This is a genomic window from Prevotella sp. MGM1, from assembly GCF_002933775.1.
Lineage (GTDB): Bacteria > Bacteroidota > Bacteroidia > Bacteroidales > Bacteroidaceae > Prevotella.
This window is the reverse complement of the sequence record NZ_BEWV01000172.1, coordinates 12,657-32,032: the sequence shown is the minus strand read 5'-3', so window position 1 is coordinate 32,032 and position 19,376 is coordinate 12,657. Positions and strand designations below refer to the sequence as shown.

The 19,376-nt window shown below is 52.8% G+C and carries 14 protein-coding genes; 13 read left to right on the top strand and 1 reads right to left on the bottom strand.

Translation table 11 applies throughout. The annotated features are described in order from the left end of the window. Positions 1 to 21 precede the first annotated feature (21 nt). From MoGM_RS06435 to MoGM_RS06385, 11 genes are all read left to right on the top strand, one after another. Positions 22 to 549: a shikimate kinase gene (locus MoGM_RS06435; RefSeq protein ID WP_104369284.1), complete on the top strand. Its 528-nt coding sequence runs from the start codon at positions 22 to 24 to the stop codon at positions 547 to 549. Between the two features lie 140 nt (positions 550 to 689). Beyond that, the gene (speA, locus tag MoGM_RS06430) at positions 690 to 2,582 is read left to right on the top strand and encodes a biosynthetic arginine decarboxylase (protein WP_104369283.1); all 1,893 of its coding nucleotides are present in this window, start codon (positions 690 to 692) and stop codon (positions 2,580 to 2,582) included. Positions 2,583 to 2,680: 98 nt separating this feature from the next. Then, the gene (gene argB / locus MoGM_RS06425; RefSeq protein WP_104369282.1) at positions 2,681 to 3,520 is read left to right on the top strand and encodes an acetylglutamate kinase; all 840 of its coding nucleotides are present in this window, start codon (positions 2,681 to 2,683) and stop codon (positions 3,518 to 3,520) included. A 414-nt stretch (positions 3,521 to 3,934) separates the two neighbouring features. Further along, entirely contained in the window at positions 3,935 to 4,456 is a 522-nt protein-coding gene (locus MoGM_RS06420; protein ID WP_104369281.1) for an RNA polymerase sigma factor, read from the top strand. Beyond that, positions 4,446 to 4,964 (top strand): hypothetical protein, encoded by a 519-nt coding sequence (locus MoGM_RS06415; protein WP_104369280.1) that lies wholly within the window; start codon positions 4,446 to 4,448, stop codon positions 4,962 to 4,964. The genes MoGM_RS06420 and MoGM_RS06415 overlap by 11 nt, the downstream gene beginning before the upstream one ends. Beyond that, entirely contained in the window at positions 4,961 to 5,470 is a 510-nt protein-coding gene (locus MoGM_RS06410; protein WP_104369279.1) for a DUF4252 domain-containing protein, read from the top strand. Before MoGM_RS06415 ends, MoGM_RS06410 begins: the two co-directional genes overlap by 4 nt. A gap of 303 nt (positions 5,471 to 5,773) precedes the next feature. Then, complete coding sequence (locus MoGM_RS06405; protein ID WP_371410509.1) at positions 5,774 to 6,514, top strand: M15 family metallopeptidase; 741 nt, start codon at positions 5,774 to 5,776, stop codon at positions 6,512 to 6,514. After that, positions 6,511 to 7,761, top strand: coding sequence for a class I SAM-dependent methyltransferase (locus tag MoGM_RS06400; RefSeq protein WP_104369278.1), 1,251 nt, complete (start codon positions 6,511 to 6,513; stop codon positions 7,759 to 7,761). The genes MoGM_RS06405 and MoGM_RS06400 overlap by 4 nt, the downstream gene beginning before the upstream one ends. 184 nt (positions 7,762 to 7,945) lie before the next feature. After that, positions 7,946 to 9,100 (top strand): N-acetyltransferase, encoded by a 1,155-nt coding sequence (locus tag MoGM_RS06395; RefSeq protein WP_104369277.1) that lies wholly within the window; start codon positions 7,946 to 7,948, stop codon positions 9,098 to 9,100. A gap of 13 nt (positions 9,101 to 9,113) precedes the next feature. Beyond that, positions 9,114 to 11,069 carry a DNA topoisomerase IV subunit B gene (locus MoGM_RS06390; RefSeq protein ID WP_104369276.1) on the top strand — a complete coding sequence of 652 codons (1,956 nt, stop codon included), beginning with the start codon at positions 9,114 to 9,116 and terminating at the stop codon, positions 11,067 to 11,069. A 119-nt stretch (positions 11,070 to 11,188) separates the two neighbouring features. After that, the gene (locus MoGM_RS06385; protein WP_104369275.1) at positions 11,189 to 12,832 is read left to right on the top strand and encodes a S41 family peptidase; all 1,644 of its coding nucleotides are present in this window, start codon (positions 11,189 to 11,191) and stop codon (positions 12,830 to 12,832) included. A gap of 477 nt (positions 12,833 to 13,309) precedes the next feature. On the opposite strand, the gene ybeY is transcribed toward MoGM_RS06385, so the two are convergent. Next, a complete protein-coding gene (ybeY, locus tag MoGM_RS06380) occupies positions 13,310 to 13,735 on the bottom strand; it encodes an rRNA maturation RNase YbeY (protein WP_104369274.1) in 426 nt (141 codons plus the stop codon). A 287-nt stretch (positions 13,736 to 14,022) separates the two neighbouring features. Here ybeY and MoGM_RS06375 point away from each other — a divergent pair, with 287 nt between their 5' ends. Both MoGM_RS06375 and MoGM_RS06370 read left to right on the top strand, forming a co-directional pair. After that, the gene (locus MoGM_RS06375) at positions 14,023 to 17,289 is read left to right on the top strand and encodes a TonB-dependent receptor (protein WP_158249566.1); all 3,267 of its coding nucleotides are present in this window, start codon (positions 14,023 to 14,025) and stop codon (positions 17,287 to 17,289) included. A 19-nt stretch (positions 17,290 to 17,308) separates the two neighbouring features. Then, a complete protein-coding gene (locus MoGM_RS06370; protein ID WP_104369272.1) occupies positions 17,309 to 19,165 on the top strand; it encodes a RagB/SusD family nutrient uptake outer membrane protein in 1,857 nt (618 codons plus the stop codon). Positions 19,166 to 19,376: the final 211 nt, after the last annotated feature.

Sequence of the window (19,376 nt, the reverse complement as noted above, 5' to 3'; positions counted from 1 at the left end):
ATCCCCGGAATTAAGAAGCTGATGAGGAGAATAATAATAGTAGGCTACATGGGAGCCGGCAAGACAACTGTAGGCAAGGCTCTGGCCAAGGAGACCGGCCTACGGTTCTACGACCTCGACTGGTACATCGAGAGCAGGATGCGCAAGACCGTACCCATGATTTTCGCCGAGCGTGGCGAGGAGGCTTTCCGGCAGATCGAGCACAACATGCTCCACGAGGTAGCTGAATTCGAAGACGTGATAATCAGTTGCGGCGGAGGAACCCCCTGCTTCTTCGACAATATCGAATACATGAACGGCCAGGCGCAGACAGTATATCTGAAAGCGTCGCCCGACGTACTGTACAAACATCTTATGATGGGCAAGACGGAAAGACCTCTGCTTAAAAACAAGACTCCGGAAGAACTGATGACATTCATACACGAGCAGCTCGGCAAGCGCGAGCCTTTCTATTCGAAAGCGCGTCACACGCTCGATGTAGACCTGATGGACAACTACGAGAAAATAAAAATATCTGTATCAAGACTCAGGGAAATCCTGAAAATATGATTGTTAACCGCCGGCGGGCATCCCCCTTTCCCGCCGGCCGTAATCCGTTGCGGACAGCACCGGCGCTCCGCAAGATTACAACCGCACCGTTAATATTTTATTCACAACCCCTAACTTCTTTATTTTTTTTAGCAAACGAGATGAAAAAGTGGACAATCGAAGACTCTAAGGAACTTTACAACATCAACGGCTGGGGCACGTCCTATTTCAGCATCAACGACAAAGGCAACGTCTACGTCACGCCAAGCAAAGACGAGGCACAGATAGATTTGCGTGAGGTGATGGACGAACTGGCGCTGCGCGACGTCACAAGCCCTGTGCTGCTGCGCTTTCCCGACATCCTCGACAACCGCATCGAGAAGACAAGCAGTTGCTTCAAGAAAGCGGCCCAGACATATAACTACAAGGCCGAGAACTTTATAATATATCCCATCAAGGTGAACCAGATGCAGCCGGTGGTGGAAGAAATAATATCGCATGGCCGCAAATTCAACCTCGGCCTCGAAGCCGGCTCGAAGCCGGAACTGCACGCCGTGATTGCCATCCAGTGCCAGAGCGACTCTCTCATAGTGTGCAACGGCTACAAGGACCAAAGCTATATAGAACTGGCCCTGCTCGCGCACAAGATGGGCAAGCGCATATTCATCGTCGTGGAAAAGCTCAACGAACTTGAAATCATTGCCCGCGAGGCAAAGAAGCTCAACGTGAAGCCCAATCTCGGAATACGCATCAAGCTGGCGGCAAGCGGCAGCGGCAAGTGGGAAGAGAGCGGAGGAGACGCCAGCAAGTTCGGACTCACAAGCAGCGAGCTGCTCGAAGCGCTCGAACTGCTCGACAAGAAAGGCATGCACGACTGCCTGCGCCTGATACACTTCCACATCGGAAGCCAGATAACGAAGATACGACGCATACAGGCCGCCCTGCGAGAGGCATCGCACTTCTACATACAACTGCACAAAATGGGGTATAACGTTGACTTCGTAGACTGTGGCGGCGGACTGGGAGTAGACTACGACGGCACACGCTCGCCGAGCAGCGAAAGCTCGGTGAACTACTCGATCCAGGAGTATGTCAACGATTGCATATACACATTCGTGGACGGTGCCGACAAGAACGGCATACCCCACCCCAACATCATCACCGAAAGCGGACGCTCGCTGACGGCCCATCACTCGGTACTCGTCATCGACGTGCTCGAAACGGCATCCCTGCCCGAGATGGACGAACAGTACGAACCGGATGATAACAGCCATCAACTCGTCAAAGACCTATACGAAATATGGGACAACCTCAACCCACGCACCATGCTCGAAGACTGGCACGACGCCGAGCAGATACGCGAAGAGGCGCTCGACCTGTTCTGTCACGGTATTGTAGACCTTAAAACCCGTGCCGAGATAGAGAGCATGTATTGGAGCGTATGCCGGGAGGTCAACATATTGGCGAAGCACCTCAAGCACACGCCCGAGGAGCTGATGAACCTCGACAAACTGCTTGCCGACAAGTATTTCTGCAACTTCTCGCTATTCCAGAGCCTGCCCGACTCGTGGGCTGTAGACCAGTTGTTCCCCATCATGCCCATCCAGAAGCTCGACGAGCGGCCCAACCGCAGCGCCACGCTGCAAGACATCACCTGCGACAGCGACGGCAAGATAACCAACTTTGTCACAAACCGCAACAACTCGCACATCCTGCCCGTACACCCCCTGCGCCGCAACGAGCCTTACTATCTCGGTGTTTTCCTCGTGGGGGCGTACCAAGAGATACTCGGCGACATGCACAACCTCTTCGGAGACACCACGGCGGTGCACATCAGCGTGAAAGACGGACACTACCACATCGACCAGATATTCGACGGCGAGACGGTGGCCGAGGTACTCGACTACGTGCAGTACAACCCGAAGAAACTCGTGCGCCAGCTCGAAGTGTGGGTGACCAAGAGCGTGAAAGACGGCAAGATCAGTCTCGAAGAGGGCAAAGAGTTCCTCAGCAACTACCGATCTGGACTGTACGGATATACTTACTTAGAATAGAGAAACCACTCCCTGCCTCCCCGAAAGGGGAGGTCAAGGGATGCCCGGCTCATAATTCCCATTACTACCATAAAACCACATTATTCCCATAAAATCCGATGAATCCCATCACTCCCCTCACCCAATACCACAATTCCTCTCCTTCGGGGAGACCTGAAGGAGCCAATCCCCACCTCACAATCGTGAAAGTAGGCGGTGCCGTGGTCGAAGACACGGTCCAGCTCGAAAGGCTCCTCAATGACTTCGCCGCCATTAAGGGACGCAAAATCCTTGTGCACGGCGGCGGACGACGTGCCACTCAAGTGGCCTCACGCCTCGGGATAGAGAGCAGGATGGTCGGCGGACGACGCATTACCGACTCCGACATGCTCGAAGTGGTGACAATGGTATACGGCGGACTGGTGAACAAGACGATAGTAGCCGGGCTGCAAGCGGCGGGAGTGAACGCCCTCGGACTGACCGGTGCCGACATGGACATAATCCGAAGCCGCAGACGACCGGTGAAAGACGGTGTCGACTTCGGTTTCGTAGGAGACGTGGAGCGTGCGGACGCCGACGCTCTCTCACACCTGCTCGACGCCGGAGTGACCCCCGTGATTGCCCCGCTGACCCACGACGGACTTGGAAACATACTCAACACCAACGCCGACACCATGGCCGCCGAGACGGCAAAAGCGCTCGCCAAGAGCCACGACGTGACGCTGATATACAGTTTCGAGAAACCCGGAGTACTCCGAAATCCCGACGACGACAGCAGTCTTATACCCACAATCACACATGACGACTTCGCCCGATACAAAGCCGACGGCACCATCAGCGGCGGCATGATACCGAAAGTAGAAAACGCCCTCGCCGCCGTCGATGCAGGCGTGAGCCGTGTGATCATCACCCTCGCCAGCGCAATAGACGGACGGCACGGCACCGTGGTGACAAAATGACGGCAAAACGGATTAAAGGTAAAATGGTAAAGAGCCGCTTTTAAAGACAAGTGGACCTAAAGGCGGAAAGATGCGCTTACACATAACTCAGGCATATATTTTCAATAATTTGAGATTGCTTTCACCATAATGCCTGTTTTCATTTTTCAACGATGCATGTCGTTACATGACAACACATCTGCCTGTATAGCTTTTTACCGTTAAACACACGGACAAAGTCACGGATTTAATACTTTTTTCCTCAACACGGAAGCACTAAGATTTCAATATTCTCATTATTTAAAGACATATTTCACTGATGGAAGCCACAAAGCGGCCGGAGTGCCGGTGGTTTCCTATTAAATAACATTAATATCAAAAAATCACACGGGCGTGTAACTTTTCGCTTCCACAATCGTCATATATACAGAGAGGATGAAAAATATCTGCTTCCGGGACGACGTGTTGCCGTTGAAGAACAAACTCTTCCGGCTCGCTCTCCGCATTACTCTCGATAAAGCGGAGGCGGAAGATGTCGTGCAGGATACGATGATAAAGGTATGGAACCGCCGTGACAACTGGGAACGGATAGAGTCGATGGAGGCATTCTGCATGACGATATGCCGCAACATCGCCCTCGACAAGGTAAAAGCGGCGGCAAGGCGCAATATCGCCATAGACGACAACATTTCCGAAGCGCCCGCCGACACGTCTTATGAGGCAAACCCAGAGGAGCAGGCGGTGCAGCGCGACAGGATGGACACTGTAAAAAGGATTATGGACAGCCTGCCGGAAAAGCAGCGCAGCGCCATGCACCTGAGAGACTTCGAGGCAAAAAGCTACAAGGAGATTGCCGCGATACTCGACATTACGGAGGAGCAGGTGAAGATAAACATCTTCCGTGCCCGACAGACAATAAAGCAGAAATATGCAAAAACAGAGAGTTATGGACTATAAGTATATAGAGCAACTGCTCGAACGCTACTGGAACTGCGAGACATCGCTCGAAGAAGAGCAGATACTACGCACATTTTTCAGCCAGAACGACTTGCCGGCCGAACTTGCGCAATACCGGGAAATATTCACGGTGACGGGATGCGGTGACGGCAACGACATTCTGGGCGATGACTTTGATACCAGGATTCTGGCCGCAATAAACGAGCCGGCACGGGTTAAGGCGCGGACCATAAGCATCAGGCAACGGCTTGCCCCGCTATTCAAGGCCGCGGCCATGGTGGCAATAATAGTGACAATAGTGAACGCGGCCCAGTTCTCTTTCAACAAGCAGGACAACAGCGACGAGATAAACTATGCCGCCTATACCGACACATTCAGTGACCCGGCAATGGCATACGACAACATACAGAACGCCCTCGAACTGGTATCGGAAGGCATGGCGCAAGCCCAACCGGCCGACTCCACTGTCGGAAGCCTTATCCTAAACGACACGACAGACGAGCGATGAGAAGACTGGTTTGCATAATGACGGTGATGGCAGTGGCCGCGACGGCACTCGCCCAGAGCGCGCAGGATTTCGCTTCACGGTTCATGCAAATGTGCGATGAGGACACAGCGGTGGTCTGCGTGACGGTAAGCCCGAAGATGATGGAACAGCTCGGCAGGCAAAACGATGCCGAAATAAGCGAGGACATGGCACAAGCGATACACAAACTGAAAAGCGCGCGCATCGTGACGGCCACCAGCAACAGCGACGTATACTACGACAGGGCGGAGAAACTGCTCGTCAAAAACAACAGACGGTTCCGCAGAAGCAAGAGCTACAACACCCAAAGCGCCCACGGAACGTTCTACACAAGACAGACCAAAAACGGCAATACGGTGGAACTCATACTGCTGCACAACGACACCCGGAAAGGCACAATGGTGATAGTCAACCTGACAGGAGACATCGACAAGGAGTTCATCGACAGCCTGGCAAAGCATTTCGGAGTGAAAACAGCCTGTGCCTGACCGCAAAACGACAAAAGAAATTTCTATGCTTTCTCAATAATAATCATGTTTAGTAAAACAAAAACGAAACTGCGAAGTTTCAAATCTCTCAAATTTTTCATAACATACTAACGTTGAAGAGAGAGCCGCCGGACTGAATTACAGTCGGCGGCTCTCATTGTTTCCGCTTTTTTTCACTACCTTTGCATCCGGTAACGGAAATATGAACACACGATAAAGGAAGCGTAAACACACAGTAAAAGGCGCGTGAGCATGCAGCCAAGGACACATAAGCACGCAACAACCGGAACATAACATCAATATATAATGACACTAAGAGCAATGATAACGGCCCTCGCCGCGGCTTTCGCCATGGCGGCGACGGCACAGCATAAAAGCACCGCGACCGCAAAGGGCAGCGGCGCTTCACGGCAGGAAGCAGCCAAGGCCACAATAAAGGCCTCCACGGCCGGGAGCATCGCCAAGCAGGGCTTTACGGACATAGCGGATATTGACCCTACGATACATGTCAGCCTGATGTACTCTCGGACCGACAACTTCACGGGACGCATACTCTATGAAGACCTGCGACAGGCATATCTGCACCCTCTGGCGGCCAAGGCCCTCAAAGAGGCACAACGCCTCTTGAAGAAAGAACGCCCCGACCTGAGCATCAAGGTGTACGATGCCGCACGGCCGATGAGCATCCAACAGAAGATGTGGGACACCGTGAAAAACACCAACCACAGCTTCTACGTGAGCAACCCGAGAAACGGCGGCGGACTGCATAACTACGGACTGGCAGTGGACATAACGCTGTGCAAGGCCGATGGCGACACAATCCCGATGGGAACGAAGATAGACAACATGAACAACCTGTCGCACATCGACAATGAAGACGGGCTGCTCAAAAGCGGAAAAATTTCCCGCGAGGCGTACGACAACCGCCGGCTGCTGCGCAAGGTGATGCGTGCCGCCGGCTGGAAACCGCTCCGCACGGAATGGTGGCACTTCAACCTGCGCACAAGAGCCGAGGCTAAAAAATACTTCAAGGTAATAAAATGACCTGCCGGAAGACAGCTGAGTTCATACAGGCGCATGCCGATGACGACATAAGGACACTGGCACTGAAAGCCGGCGGCCGCGAAGACATCGACCTGCCGTTCGCCCTCGACCAGATAGCGGGCAGGCAGACGGCACGCCGCAAACTGCCGTCGTGGGCCGCTACGGAAGGCATCACCTACCCGCCACACATATCAATGGAGCAATGTTCGAGCGAACAGACCGCCCGATACAAGGCCGATGTGGCACGGCGGATTGCCGGCGGCGGACTGCTGATAGACATCACCGGCGGTTTCGGGGTCGACTTCTCGTTCATGGCACGCGCTTTCGACACGGCGGTATACGTGGAACGGCAGGAGCATCTGTGCGCCATAGCCCAAAAAAACCTTGCCCTGCTCGGTGCCGCCAACTGCCGGATAGTCAACGGCGACGGCGTGGATCACGTGCGCACGACAAACGTGCATGCCTCGATGATATACGCAGACCCGGCACGCCGCAACGGCAACGGAGGCCGCACATACGCCATCGGTGACTGTACTCCCGACATGACAGAGGTCATGGACACACTGCTCGACAAGACGGACCACGTGATGATAAAGCTCTCGCCTATGCTCGACTGGCACAAGGCTGTGTCCGACATAGGGCGAAACGTGCGCGAAGTACACATCGTATCTGCGGCAAACGAGTGCAAGGAGTTGCTGCTCGTGATATCAAGGGAATGCGACAGGCCGCTGACTGTATTCTGCGCGGACGACGACAATGTGATATCATACACCCCCGAGACCGGTCGCCTCACACCGGCAGAAAGCCCGACACACACGGATGCCCACCCCCAATCGGAAAACGGAGATGGGACCGAAGATAAAACAGAACCCTCACGAGCGCCACTGTTCCTCTATGAGCCGAACGCATCGATAATGAAAGCCGGCTGCTTCGCACTCGTCGGGCGGAGATACGGCGTGCGGCAGATAAGCAAAGACAGCCACCTGTTCATCTCCGACAAGCCCGCCGACAACTTTCCGGGACGTGAGTTCACCGTAGAGGCTATGACCGGAATGAACAAAAAAGAGCTTAAAAAGACTCTCGGCACCGTCACGCAAGCCAACATAGCGACACGGAATTTCCCGCTGTCAGTGGCCGAACTCCGGCGACGGCTGAGACTCAAAGACGGCGGCGACACCTATATATTCGCCACCACAACGGCCGACAGAAAGCACATATTGTTCATCTGCAAAAGAAAAACAACATAAACGAAAAATACCCGTTTTCTTTCTTCGTTTTGATTTTTAGCGTTATCTTTGCAGAAGACAGCCTGCCATTCGACACTGATACACCGGCACCGCAGATGAATTGGAGCCAACGCCGCCACATGCGCGGGCCGCACTGTCTTTCCAAACAGCACTCAATATAATAACAAGATAAAAAACGACTGTAATGTCATCTGTAAGAATAGAGAAAGTCACTGACAAGAAGGGATTAAAGACTTTCATTGAATACCACCATGAATTGTATGAAGGCAACGAGTTCGATGCCCCCAACCTGTACTGTGATGACTTTGCCACTTTGAGCAAAGACAAGAACGCGGCGTTCGACTTCTGCGAGGCAGAGTACTTCATCGCCTATAAAGACGGAAAGCCCGCAGGCCGCATAGCGGGAATAATCAACCACAAGGCAAACGACAAATGGGAGCGCAAGAGCGTGCGTTTCGGATGGGTCGACTTCATAGACGACCTTGAAGTGTCGGCCGCCCTGTTCGACGCCGTCGAGCAATGGGGCCGAGGCAAAGGCATGACAGAAATAGTGGGACCGCTCGGTTTCACCGACCTTGACCCGGAGGGAATGCTCATCGACGGATTCGACCAGCTCGGAACACAGGCCACAATATACAATTATCCCTACTATCCGGAACACATGGAGAAACTTGCCGGTTGGGAGAAAGACAACGACTATGTGGAATACAAGCTGATCGTGCCCGACGAAGTGCCCGACAAATACGCCAAAATAGCCTCCATGATAGAGAAGCGTTACAATCTGCACGTGAAGAAACTGAAACGCGGCGAGATATTCGGCACCGACGGTTACGGACAAAAGATATTCAACGTCATAAACGCTACGTTCGGTCACCTGTACGGATACTCGGAACTTTCACAAAGACAGATAGACCAGTACATAAAGATGTACCTGCCCATGGCCGACCTCAATCTCATCACACTGATAGAAGACCGTAGTGCCGACAACAAGGTAGTAGGAGTGGGAATAACCATCCCCTCGCTCACAAAGGCATTGCAGAAATGCCGCAAGGGCAGACTGTTTCCCCTCGGCTGGTGGCACGTGCTGCGCGCCCTGAAATTCCACAAGACAGAGGTTGTGGACCTGCTGCTTGTCGGCGTGCTGCCCGAGTACCGATCGAAGGGAGCCAACTCGCTGCTGTTCGCCGACCTGATACCGTGGTACCAGCGCTACGGCTTCAAATGGGGAGAGACGCACGTCGAGATGGAGACCAACGAAAAAGTGCAGAGCCAGTGGCAATACCTCGAATCCATACTTCACAAACGCCGCAGATGCTACGTGAAAAAGATTACGCTTTAAAAAACAGACATAGATGACCGACAACATAACAGACATAGAAAACGAGCTCGCGCCGCAGACGGAATATACCGACGACAACATCAGGCACCTGTCGGACATGGAACACGTGCGCACCCGACCGGGCATGTATATAGGCCGGCTCGGTGACGGCAATCTGCCGGAAGACGGCATATACGTACTGCTGAAAGAAGTGATAGACAACTCTATAGACGAGTTCAAGATGCACGCCGGCAACAGGATAGAAATCAACGTGAGCGAAAACCTGTGCGTGTCGGTGCGCGACTACGGCCGCGGCATACCGCAAGGAAAGCTCATCGAGGCGGTGAGCGTGCTCAACACCGGCGGCAAATACGACTCGAAGGCGTTCAAGAAGAGCGTCGGACTGAACGGCGTGGGCGTGAAAGCGGTGAACGCACTCAGCTCGCGTTTCGAGGTACGGTCGTACAGGGACGGCAAGGTGCGCAAGGCGACGTTCGAGCGCGGCTCGCTCACGAGCGACACCACGGAAGACACCGAGGACGAGAACGGCACGTACATATACTTCGAACCGGACAACACGCTGTTCGTCAACTACTCGTTCCACAACGACATAGTGGAGACAATGCTCCGCAACTACACATACCTGAACACCGGACTGGCCATCATGTACAACGGCAGGCGGATACTGAGCCGCAACGGACTCAAAGACCTGCTCAACGACACGATGACCAACGACGGCATATACCCCATCATACACCTCAAAGGCGAGGACATAGAGATTGCCTTCACGCACACCGGACAGTATGGTGATGAGTACCACTCGTTCGTCAACGGACAGCACACCACACAGGGAGGCACACACCAAAGCGCGTTCAAAGAGCACATAGCCAAGACGATAAAGGAGTTCTACGGCAAGAACTTTGAGTACGGCGACATCAGAAACGGACTGGTAGCGGCAATAGCCATAAACGTCGAGGAACCCATGTTCGAGAGCCAGACGAAAATCAAGCTCGGCTCGCTCACGATGGAACCGAACGGCGGGGTGAGCATAAACAAATACGTGGGCGACTTCATAAAGACCGAGGTGGACAACTATCTGCACAAGGCGCCCGACACGGCCGAGGTGATGCTGCAAAAAATCCAGGAGAGCGAGAAAGAGCGCAAGGCCATGGCCGGAGTGACGAAGCTGGCCCGTGAAAGAGCCAAAAAGGCCAATCTGCACAACCGTAAGCTACGCGACTGCCGCATACATTTCAGCGACGTGAAGAACGAACGCAAGGAGGAAAGCTCGATATTCATCACCGAGGGCGACTCGGCCAGCGGAAGCATCACCAAGAGCCGCGACGTGAACACGCAGGCCGTGTTCTCTCTCCGCGGAAAACCGCTCAACTCCTTCGGGCTGACGAAGAAGGTGGTGTATGAGAACGAGGAGTTCAACCTGCTGCAAGCGGCGCTCGACATCGAGGAAGGTCTCGACACATTGAGATACAACAAAGTCATCGTGGCCACGGATGCCGATGTCGACGGAATGCACATCCGGCTGCTGATAATAACGTTTTTCCTGCAATTCTTCCCCGACCTGATAAAGAAAGGACATGTCTATGTGCTGCAAACGCCGCTATTCAGGGTACGCAACCGCCGCACGAAGATAAAAGACAAGGGCGTGCTCGCAGAGGCGGCGGCAAAAGGCGACGGCAAGAAGAGCGACTTCGTCACCCGCTACTGTTACAGCGAGGACGAGCGGCTCAAAGCCATCGGCGAGCTGGGTCCCGACCCGGAGATAACCCGATTTAAAGGTCTCGGCGAGATTTCGCCCGACGAGTTCGCCAATTTCATCGGTCCGGAGATGCGCCTCGAACAGGTGACGCTCCACAAAACGGACCAGGTGCAGAAGCTCCTCGAATACTACATGGGCAAGAACACACCTGAAAGACAGAACTTCATCATAGACAACCTCGTGATAGAAGAAGACCTCCCGGAAGACGTTTAAAGGTAAAAGGGCAAAAAAGGTAAAAAGGTAAAAAAGCCATGCGGATGGAACATCGGCATGGCTTTCATATACCATCAGAAACAGAATATCATAATAAAAAGACTACACATCAATACATCATGAAACAGAACATAAGCAAATACATCAGCCGCACAGCCAAACACCTGCGTGCCATCCCAGGGCGAAGAGTACAAGCGTTCTTTTTACCTTTTTACCTTTTTACCTTTTTACCTTTAAACGCCCAGTTGCGCATCAACACGAACAATAACGAGGCGTTGCAGAAGCTCACCATAGCGCACCTCGCGGTGTCAAACCTATATGTAGACAGCGTCGACGAGAACAAGCTCGCAGAAGACGCCATCAAGGGGATGCTCGAAAAGCTCGACCCGCACTCATCATATTCGACACCGAAAGAGGTGAAAGCCATGAACGAGCCGCTCGCAGGCAACTTTGAAGGCATCGGCGTGCAATACAACATGATAGACGACACGCTGATGGTGATACAACCGATAGCTGGCGGCCCGTCGGAGAAAGTGGGTATCATCGCCGGCGACCGCATAGTGACGGTGAACGACACGGCGATAGCGGGAGTGAAGATGAACCGCGACGAGATAATGCGCCGCCTGCGGGGAGCCAAGGGAACGAAAGTGAGGCTCGGCGTGACGCGTAACGGAATAAAGGACAGGCTGGCTTTCACCGTCACCAGAGACAAGATACCGGTGAAGTCTGTCGATGCCACATACATGATACGTCCGGGCGTGGGATACATCAGGATAGGCAACTTCGGAGCCACCACGCACGCCGAGTTCCTGGAGAGCATTGCAAAACTGAACGCGCATGGCATGAAAGACCTGATACTCGACCTGCAAGAGAACGGCGGCGGCTATCTGCAGGCGGCGGTAGAGATAGCCAACGAGTTTCTGGGCCGCGGCGACCTGATAGTATATACCGAGGGCAGCAAGACGCCCCGCACGGACTACAAGGCGAGGGGCAACGGAGCGTTCATGGACGGGAAAGTGGTGGTGCTCGTAGACGGATACACGGCATCGGCGGCAGAGATTGTCACCGGGGCGATCCAAGACCATGACCGTGGCACGGTGGTGGGACGCCGCACTTTCGGCAAGGGTCTTGTGCAGCGGCCCGTCAACCTGCCCGACGGCTCGATGATACGCCTCACCGTGTCGCACTATTACACCCCGTCGGGACGGTGCATCCAGAAACCATACACCAAGGGTGAGCACAAAGACTACGCCATGGACATGCTCAACCGGCTGAAAAGCGGCGAGCTGACAAATGCCGACAGCGTGCATTTCGCAGACTCGCTGAAATACCGGACACTGAAAAAACAACGCACCGTATACGGCGGGGGAGGCATCATGCCCGACTTTTTCGTGCCGCTCGACACCACACGATTCACCAAGTTTCACCGCGAGCTGGCGGCCAAGGGACTGATAGTGAATGCCAACCTGAGATATATCGACACGCAGCGCAAGAACCTCGTGAAGGCATATCCGACGTTCGAGAGCTTCAAGGCCTCATACAGCATACCGCAAAGCGTGATAGACGGTATAATGGAGGAGGCCGCGAAACAGAACATAAAACCAAAGGACGACGAGGAAAAGAGCACCACCCTCGCCTACCTGAGACTGCAAATGAAAGCCCTCGTGGCGCGCGATCTGTGGGATCTGAACCAATACTTCGACATCATCAACGAGAGCAGCGACATTGTGAAGAAGGGAATAGAAGTGATAACCGGACGTTAGACATGCCTCATATGTAAGAATAAAATCACGGATTTAACACTTCGTTTTCTGTTGAAATAGAAAACGAAGACGATACACACCGATATATAAGACGCGATATGCCGCTTTGAGCCGGATGGCTGAAAGCGGCTTTTTTTGCGACGGGATGCCCGTTGGAGTGCGTTCGGTTGCCGGTTGCGTCGCGTTTGGATACCCGTCGGCTTCCGTTTAGCGTCTAAATGCGGGGCAACGGGACGCTAAATGGAAAAAATATTTCGGGTTGGTGTGGTAAGTTCGGTAATGTATGCAGTTATGGTAGGTTTATTTGGTTGATATACAGGCGGTTGCGCAAAACGTCCCATAATCCGCTTATTTTCGGGCAACCGGCCTTTTATTTTGAAACGGGCGAAATACGGAGAACGTTTTGTAAAAACAATTCAGAACACTCATAAATATAAAGGCCATCAAGCCCGCCAATGGAATTGGAAACAGCGAAAGTCATCTTCCCGCCGGTACAAGCATAGCCAGAGCCTTGTTCTCCTCGGCTTCCATTATCTCACGCTCGCCCGGTCCCTTGTCGTCTATGCCGCACAGATGGAGTATGCCGTGGATAATGACCCGGCGCAACTCGTCGTCATAGTCTTTTCCGAACTGTGCGGCATTGCTTCTCACCGTGTCGAGACTTATCACTATGTCTCCGTTTATGACATCTCCCTCGTCGTAATCGAAAGTGATGATGTCCGTATAGTAGTCGTGGCCGAGATACTCGTTGTTCACTTCGAGTATGCGTTCGTCGCTTACAAACATATACCCGATCTCACCCACCTTTCGCCCGTGCGCCGCTGCCACAGCCTTTATCCATGCGGTGGTATCACGCTTTTTTATGGCCGGCATCTTCACGCCTTCGGCACTGTATGTAATCATTGTCCAATATTAAAATAACACAAAATTATTAATAAATCTTTATCACAAGTATTTCAAGCGCAAAATTAATACTTTAAAAAGAGGTCATGTCTTAAAAAAAGCTAAAATAAAATTTATTGGATAATTTTTTACCTTTGTTATTTTTCTTTTTTGAAACATTAACCTAACTTTGCCACGTGATAATCTATCTACCGAAGAAAACAAACCATGAAAAAATCTATCAAACCTAATTAATAACAATCATTATGAAACAAATCAGGAGAATCTTTACGATTTTGATCATGTCCATGATTTGTGTCCTGGGCTATGCCCAAAAGACCATTCACGGAACGGTCAGGGACGCATCTGGAGAACCGATGATCGGCGTTACCGTCTTTGCGGGCGGCAAGGCAGGTGCCATCACCGACATGGAAGGCAAGTTCACTTTGAACAACGTGTCGCCACAGACAGTATTGAAAATCACGTACATCGGCTATGTGGAGCAAAACATCAAGGTGGGCGAGAAGACACAGGTCAACGTGGTGATGAAAGAAGACAGCAACACACTCAGCGACGTGGTCGTAGTGGGATACGGAACGATGAAGAAATCGGATCTCACGGGAGCGATAGCGTCTGTGAACACCGACAAGCTGAACGCCAAGGGAGCCACCACGGTGATGGAAAACCTGCAAGGCTCCGTGCCGGGCGTGAACATCACACAGACATCGAGCCGTGCCGGCGGAGGATTCAACATCGAGATACGCGGCCAGTCCACACTGGGAAGCAACAAGAGCCCGCTATACGTGGTAGACGGGATAATCTGCGATGACATCAACTTCCTAAACCCGCAGGACATAGAGCGCATCGACATTCTGAAAGACGCCTCGTCGACAGCCATCTACGGATCGCGCGCCACAAACGGCGTGGTGATCGTATCGACAAAGAGCGCGAAGGAACAAGGCGGAAAAGCCTCGAAGCCGACCATCAGCTATGACGGCTACTACGGAGTGACGAAAGCAGCGCGCATGCCCGAGTTCATGACTGCAAGCGAATTCGCGCAGTACCGTCACTTCCGCTACCTCAACCCGGTAGACGCAAAAGGCTCGCAGACACTCAAAGGATACGGCGCGCAGAACTTCTGGGGAATGACCGAGGGCAACTACAAGACTGCCTGGCTGACAAGGGCGACCCTCGACGACTCATACCTGAAATCGGTAATCCGCAACGGCAGCGAGACTGACTGGCAGGATCTCGTGATGCGCACGGCATCGCAGCAGAACCACTATCTCAGCGTGAGCGGCAACAGCGGCGGAAACACCAACTATCACTTCGGTGCCGGATACCAGAAAGAAGAAGGTATCTACAAGGACGACCAGATGGAACGCATCAACCTGAAAGGTACCGTGGACACGAAAATCAACAACTGGATAAGCGCGGGTATCAGCTTCAACGGCGCTTACACCAACCACTCTACAGTGGACGACTCGGCAATAGGACAGGCATTCCGCCTCAACTCGTTCTGCAACCCCTACGACGAGAACGGAAACATCGTTGACTACCCGGGCAAGTCGGAGGCCCTCGGCACAAGCGGCGACCAGTTTACAGGTACGGCCAACCCGATGCTCGACTTCGAGAACTCATCATACAACACCAAGACATACCAGTTTCTCGCAAACCTGTATGTCGAGGTTCGCCCGATAAAGAACCTGTCGCTCAAAACGACATTCTCCCCCAGCTACACCAACTCACGCGCAGGACAGTTCGAGGGCAGCGCCACAGCCGCACGCAACTTCGGCGAAAACCGCGCATACGTGAACAACACGCAGAAGTTCAGTTGGACATGGGACAACCAGGTCAACTACAACCTGAAGATAAAAGACCACAGCATCGGCATCATGGGACTCATAAGCGCAAGCGCTTTCAACCAGGAGAAATATGAGCAGCAAGCATTCGGAGTGGTCGAGCAGGCCATGTGGTACAACCTGTCGCAGGCATCTGGAACGGCATATACAAACGCCTCGGCATACACGGAGTGGAGCATGCTCTCGTATGCCGCACGCCTGAACTACTCATACAAGGACCGCTACCTCTTCACGGGAACCATACGCCGGGACGGCTCATCAAGATTTGCCGAAGGAAACAGATGGGGCTCGTTCCCGTCGGCGGCAGTGGCATGGCGCATCACGGAAGAGCCGTTCATGGAGAAGACAAGCGAGTGGCTCTCAAACCTGAAACTGCGCGCCAGTGTCGGTGTCACGGGAAACAACTATACACAGGGAACCAACTATCCGGTGACCGTATCGGCAAACGGCGGAAACGACTACTACGGATTTGCCGACGGAACAGGCACCACGCCATACTGGCCGGGCGCCCTGGTGAACAAAGACCTCACATGGGAGAAAACCACGGAATACAACGTCGGTGTAGACTTCGGATTCCTCAACGGACGCATCAACGGTTCTATCGACTGGTATACCAAGACAAGCAAGGACTTGCTCATGAGCCGCCAGCTGCCATACGAGACAGGAGGCAACGCGACGGTGATCGACAACATCGGAAAGGTTCGCAACAGCGGCTTTGAAGTGGTGCTCAACACCGTCAACGTAAGCACGAAAGACTGGAACTGGACCACATCGTTCACATTCTCGCACAACAAGAACGAAATTCTCGAAGTGAACGGCGGAAAAGTGGACGACATTGCCAACAGCTTCTTCATCGGAGAGTCGATCAACGCACTATACAACTACACATGGGCGGGCATCGTGAACGATCAGGCCATGACCGTGCCGAACACCAAAATCGCAAAGGACAAGGGATTCACCCCGGGCGAATCGGTGCCGAGCCGCGACTATTACCATACATGTTACGGATGGGGCGAGGGTATGCCGATCATCGCCGACCTCAACGGCGACGGCGTGATAGACCAGCACGACAAGAGCATCATCGGCAAGAGCAACCCCACATGGACAGGAAGCATCAACTCCACACTGACATACAAGAACTGGGATTTCTCATTCTCAATATATACAAAGCAGAACTACAAGGTTTACTCTCCGTTCTACAAACAGTACATGAACTACGGAGACCGCGGCATGCAGCACGCGTACATGGACTTCTACATCCCCGACGGCACACTGCTGAGCTGCGACTACGACGAGAACGGAAACCGCATCAACGAGGTCTACCAGCAGGGTACACACTACGGAGAATATCCTTTCCCGACCAACGAGGCCGCGTCTAACGCAGGAGCCGGTACCTACTGGGCTTCAGGAAACGCGAAAGACGGAGCGGACAACATGGACAAGATGGCTGACGCGAACAGGAAAGGCGCGCCCTACCAGATCGTGGACGGATCTTATTGGAAAGTGAAGAACATCAGCCTGGGATACACATTCCCGAAATCCCTGCTCTCAAAGACGTTCATCAACTATCTGCGGCTGTATGTGAACATCACCAACCCGTTCGTCTTCTCGAAAGACTATAAGGGATTCGACCCTGAATGGGCAGGCGCAAGCATGTCGCAAGGCGGTCCGAGCACAGTGACATATCAGTTCGGAGCAAGCATTAAGTTCTAATTTTAAAATTGAAAAGAATATGAGAAACAAAATATTAATGTCGGCATTGGTAATGGCAGGATGTATCGGACTCACCGGATGCAGCGACTTCCTTGATGCCGAAAACAAATCGAACGTGGAATCTGAAAAATATTTCATGTCGGAAGAGGGCTTCGAGAACCTCAGCACCACCCCCTATTTCAAATTGAGGGCCATATATGACGGTGACCCTGTAAACCTGTTCATCAGCGGAACAGACCTCTACGAGAAAGGACGCTCGAACTATGCCGACGCCGCACTGGCAACATACAAGAACCTGAACGCGGAGAACAAGACGCTGCTCAACTTCTACAAGGCATGCTACGACGGCATACAGCAGTGCAACACCGTCATCGACTATGCAAACAAAGGCGCGGCTGGCAGCAACGTACAGAAAAGACTCAACGAGGCGAAATTCCTCAAAGCCCTTTACTACTACCTGCTGACACAGCAGTTCGGAGGTGTGCCCGTGTCTGACAGCTATATCACAAGCGTGATGACTTCGTTCCCGCGCAAGAGCCAGACAGAGGTATATGGCTATATAATAAACCTGCTGAAAAGCGTGGAAACGGCCAACGCACTGCCGGAAGAAGACCACACCGGACGCGTGTCCATGAGGGCGGTATACAACCTGATGGCCAAAGTGTATCTCGCATGGGGATGGGATACCGGAACGACAGCCAACGACGACGGCAGCAACCTGGCGGTTACCGACCGCACCTACTTCGGGCTGGCGGCACAATATGCCGACAAGGCCATCGCCGGAAAGACGCCATCGCTCTCTTTCAGCGACATGTGGGACGTGAAGAACGACAACAACGACGACATACTCTTCGCCATACAGTACACCCGCGGCATATCGGGACAGGACGAGACCACGACAGGCAACAAGCAGATGGCCCACTTCGGAAACTACTATAACGACGACCTGCCAGAGACAAAGTATACCGACTCGCAATTCCCGGCAAGCGAGAAACTGATATATCTTTTCGAACCGGGCGACGAACGATTTGACGGAACGTTCATGGTAAGCCAGTTGCGCTCGTATATGAGCTGGTACACGGAACCGGTAACGGACAAGACAGAGATCCTTTATTACTTCCCGGCATGGTATACGGACCTCAGCACGCTCGATAAATACAACACAAGCGCGGAAGGACATAAGACGACCAATGTCTACTCGACATCCGATCCCTGCATTTACATCAAGGTGTCTATAAACAAGCGTACAGGCAAAATCACATATACGAAAAGCGAGCAAAGATACTCCGTCAGCCGTACACAGACAAGCCAGACGATATGCGTGCGCAAGTTTGACGACTACGAGTCGAAGAGAAACACGACAAAGGGCGTATCGTTCCACAATATCGTGCTGGCCCACCTGACCGAATCTTACCTCATGGCAGCCGAGGCATACTACATGGCGGGCGACGAGCCGCTATCACTGCAACGCCTCAACGTGGTGCGTGAACGCGCAAAGGCGGAAAAACTGACAAGCTATGCGTCATACAAGCGCCACTATTCAGACGGAACGGCCAACTCGTATAACAACGGCTCCGGCATAGGCAACGTCCCGTTCGAGACAAATCTCGACCCGATCGATGTAATCCTCGATGAGCGCGCACGCGAACTGTGCGGAGAATACTACCGCTGGATGGACCTCCGACGCACCAAACGACTGGTAAGCTACAACGTGAAGCATAACAGCGGCGTGACATCGGCAGACGACATGAAAGGTCCTGACGGAAGAATACGCTGGTTCAGACCGCTGCCGCAGGATGTCATCAACCTCAACGGCGCCATCAGTGAGAAAGACCAGAACCCGGGATACGTGGCTGCAAGCACAGACGGCGAATAGTGCCGAATGCTGACATTGATAGCACAAACCGGAAAACAAACCGTGGGACAACATGGCGGGCGATTGATCCGATGAGACCATCAAGATTAAAATCAATCATATCGGCTCGCATTAGCAGAAAAAAGGAATAAGTACTACTTAGTGAACAACGGCTTGCCGGCAAATTCTCCAAAAAGTGTTGCCGGCAAGCCATATAAATACAATCATTTTA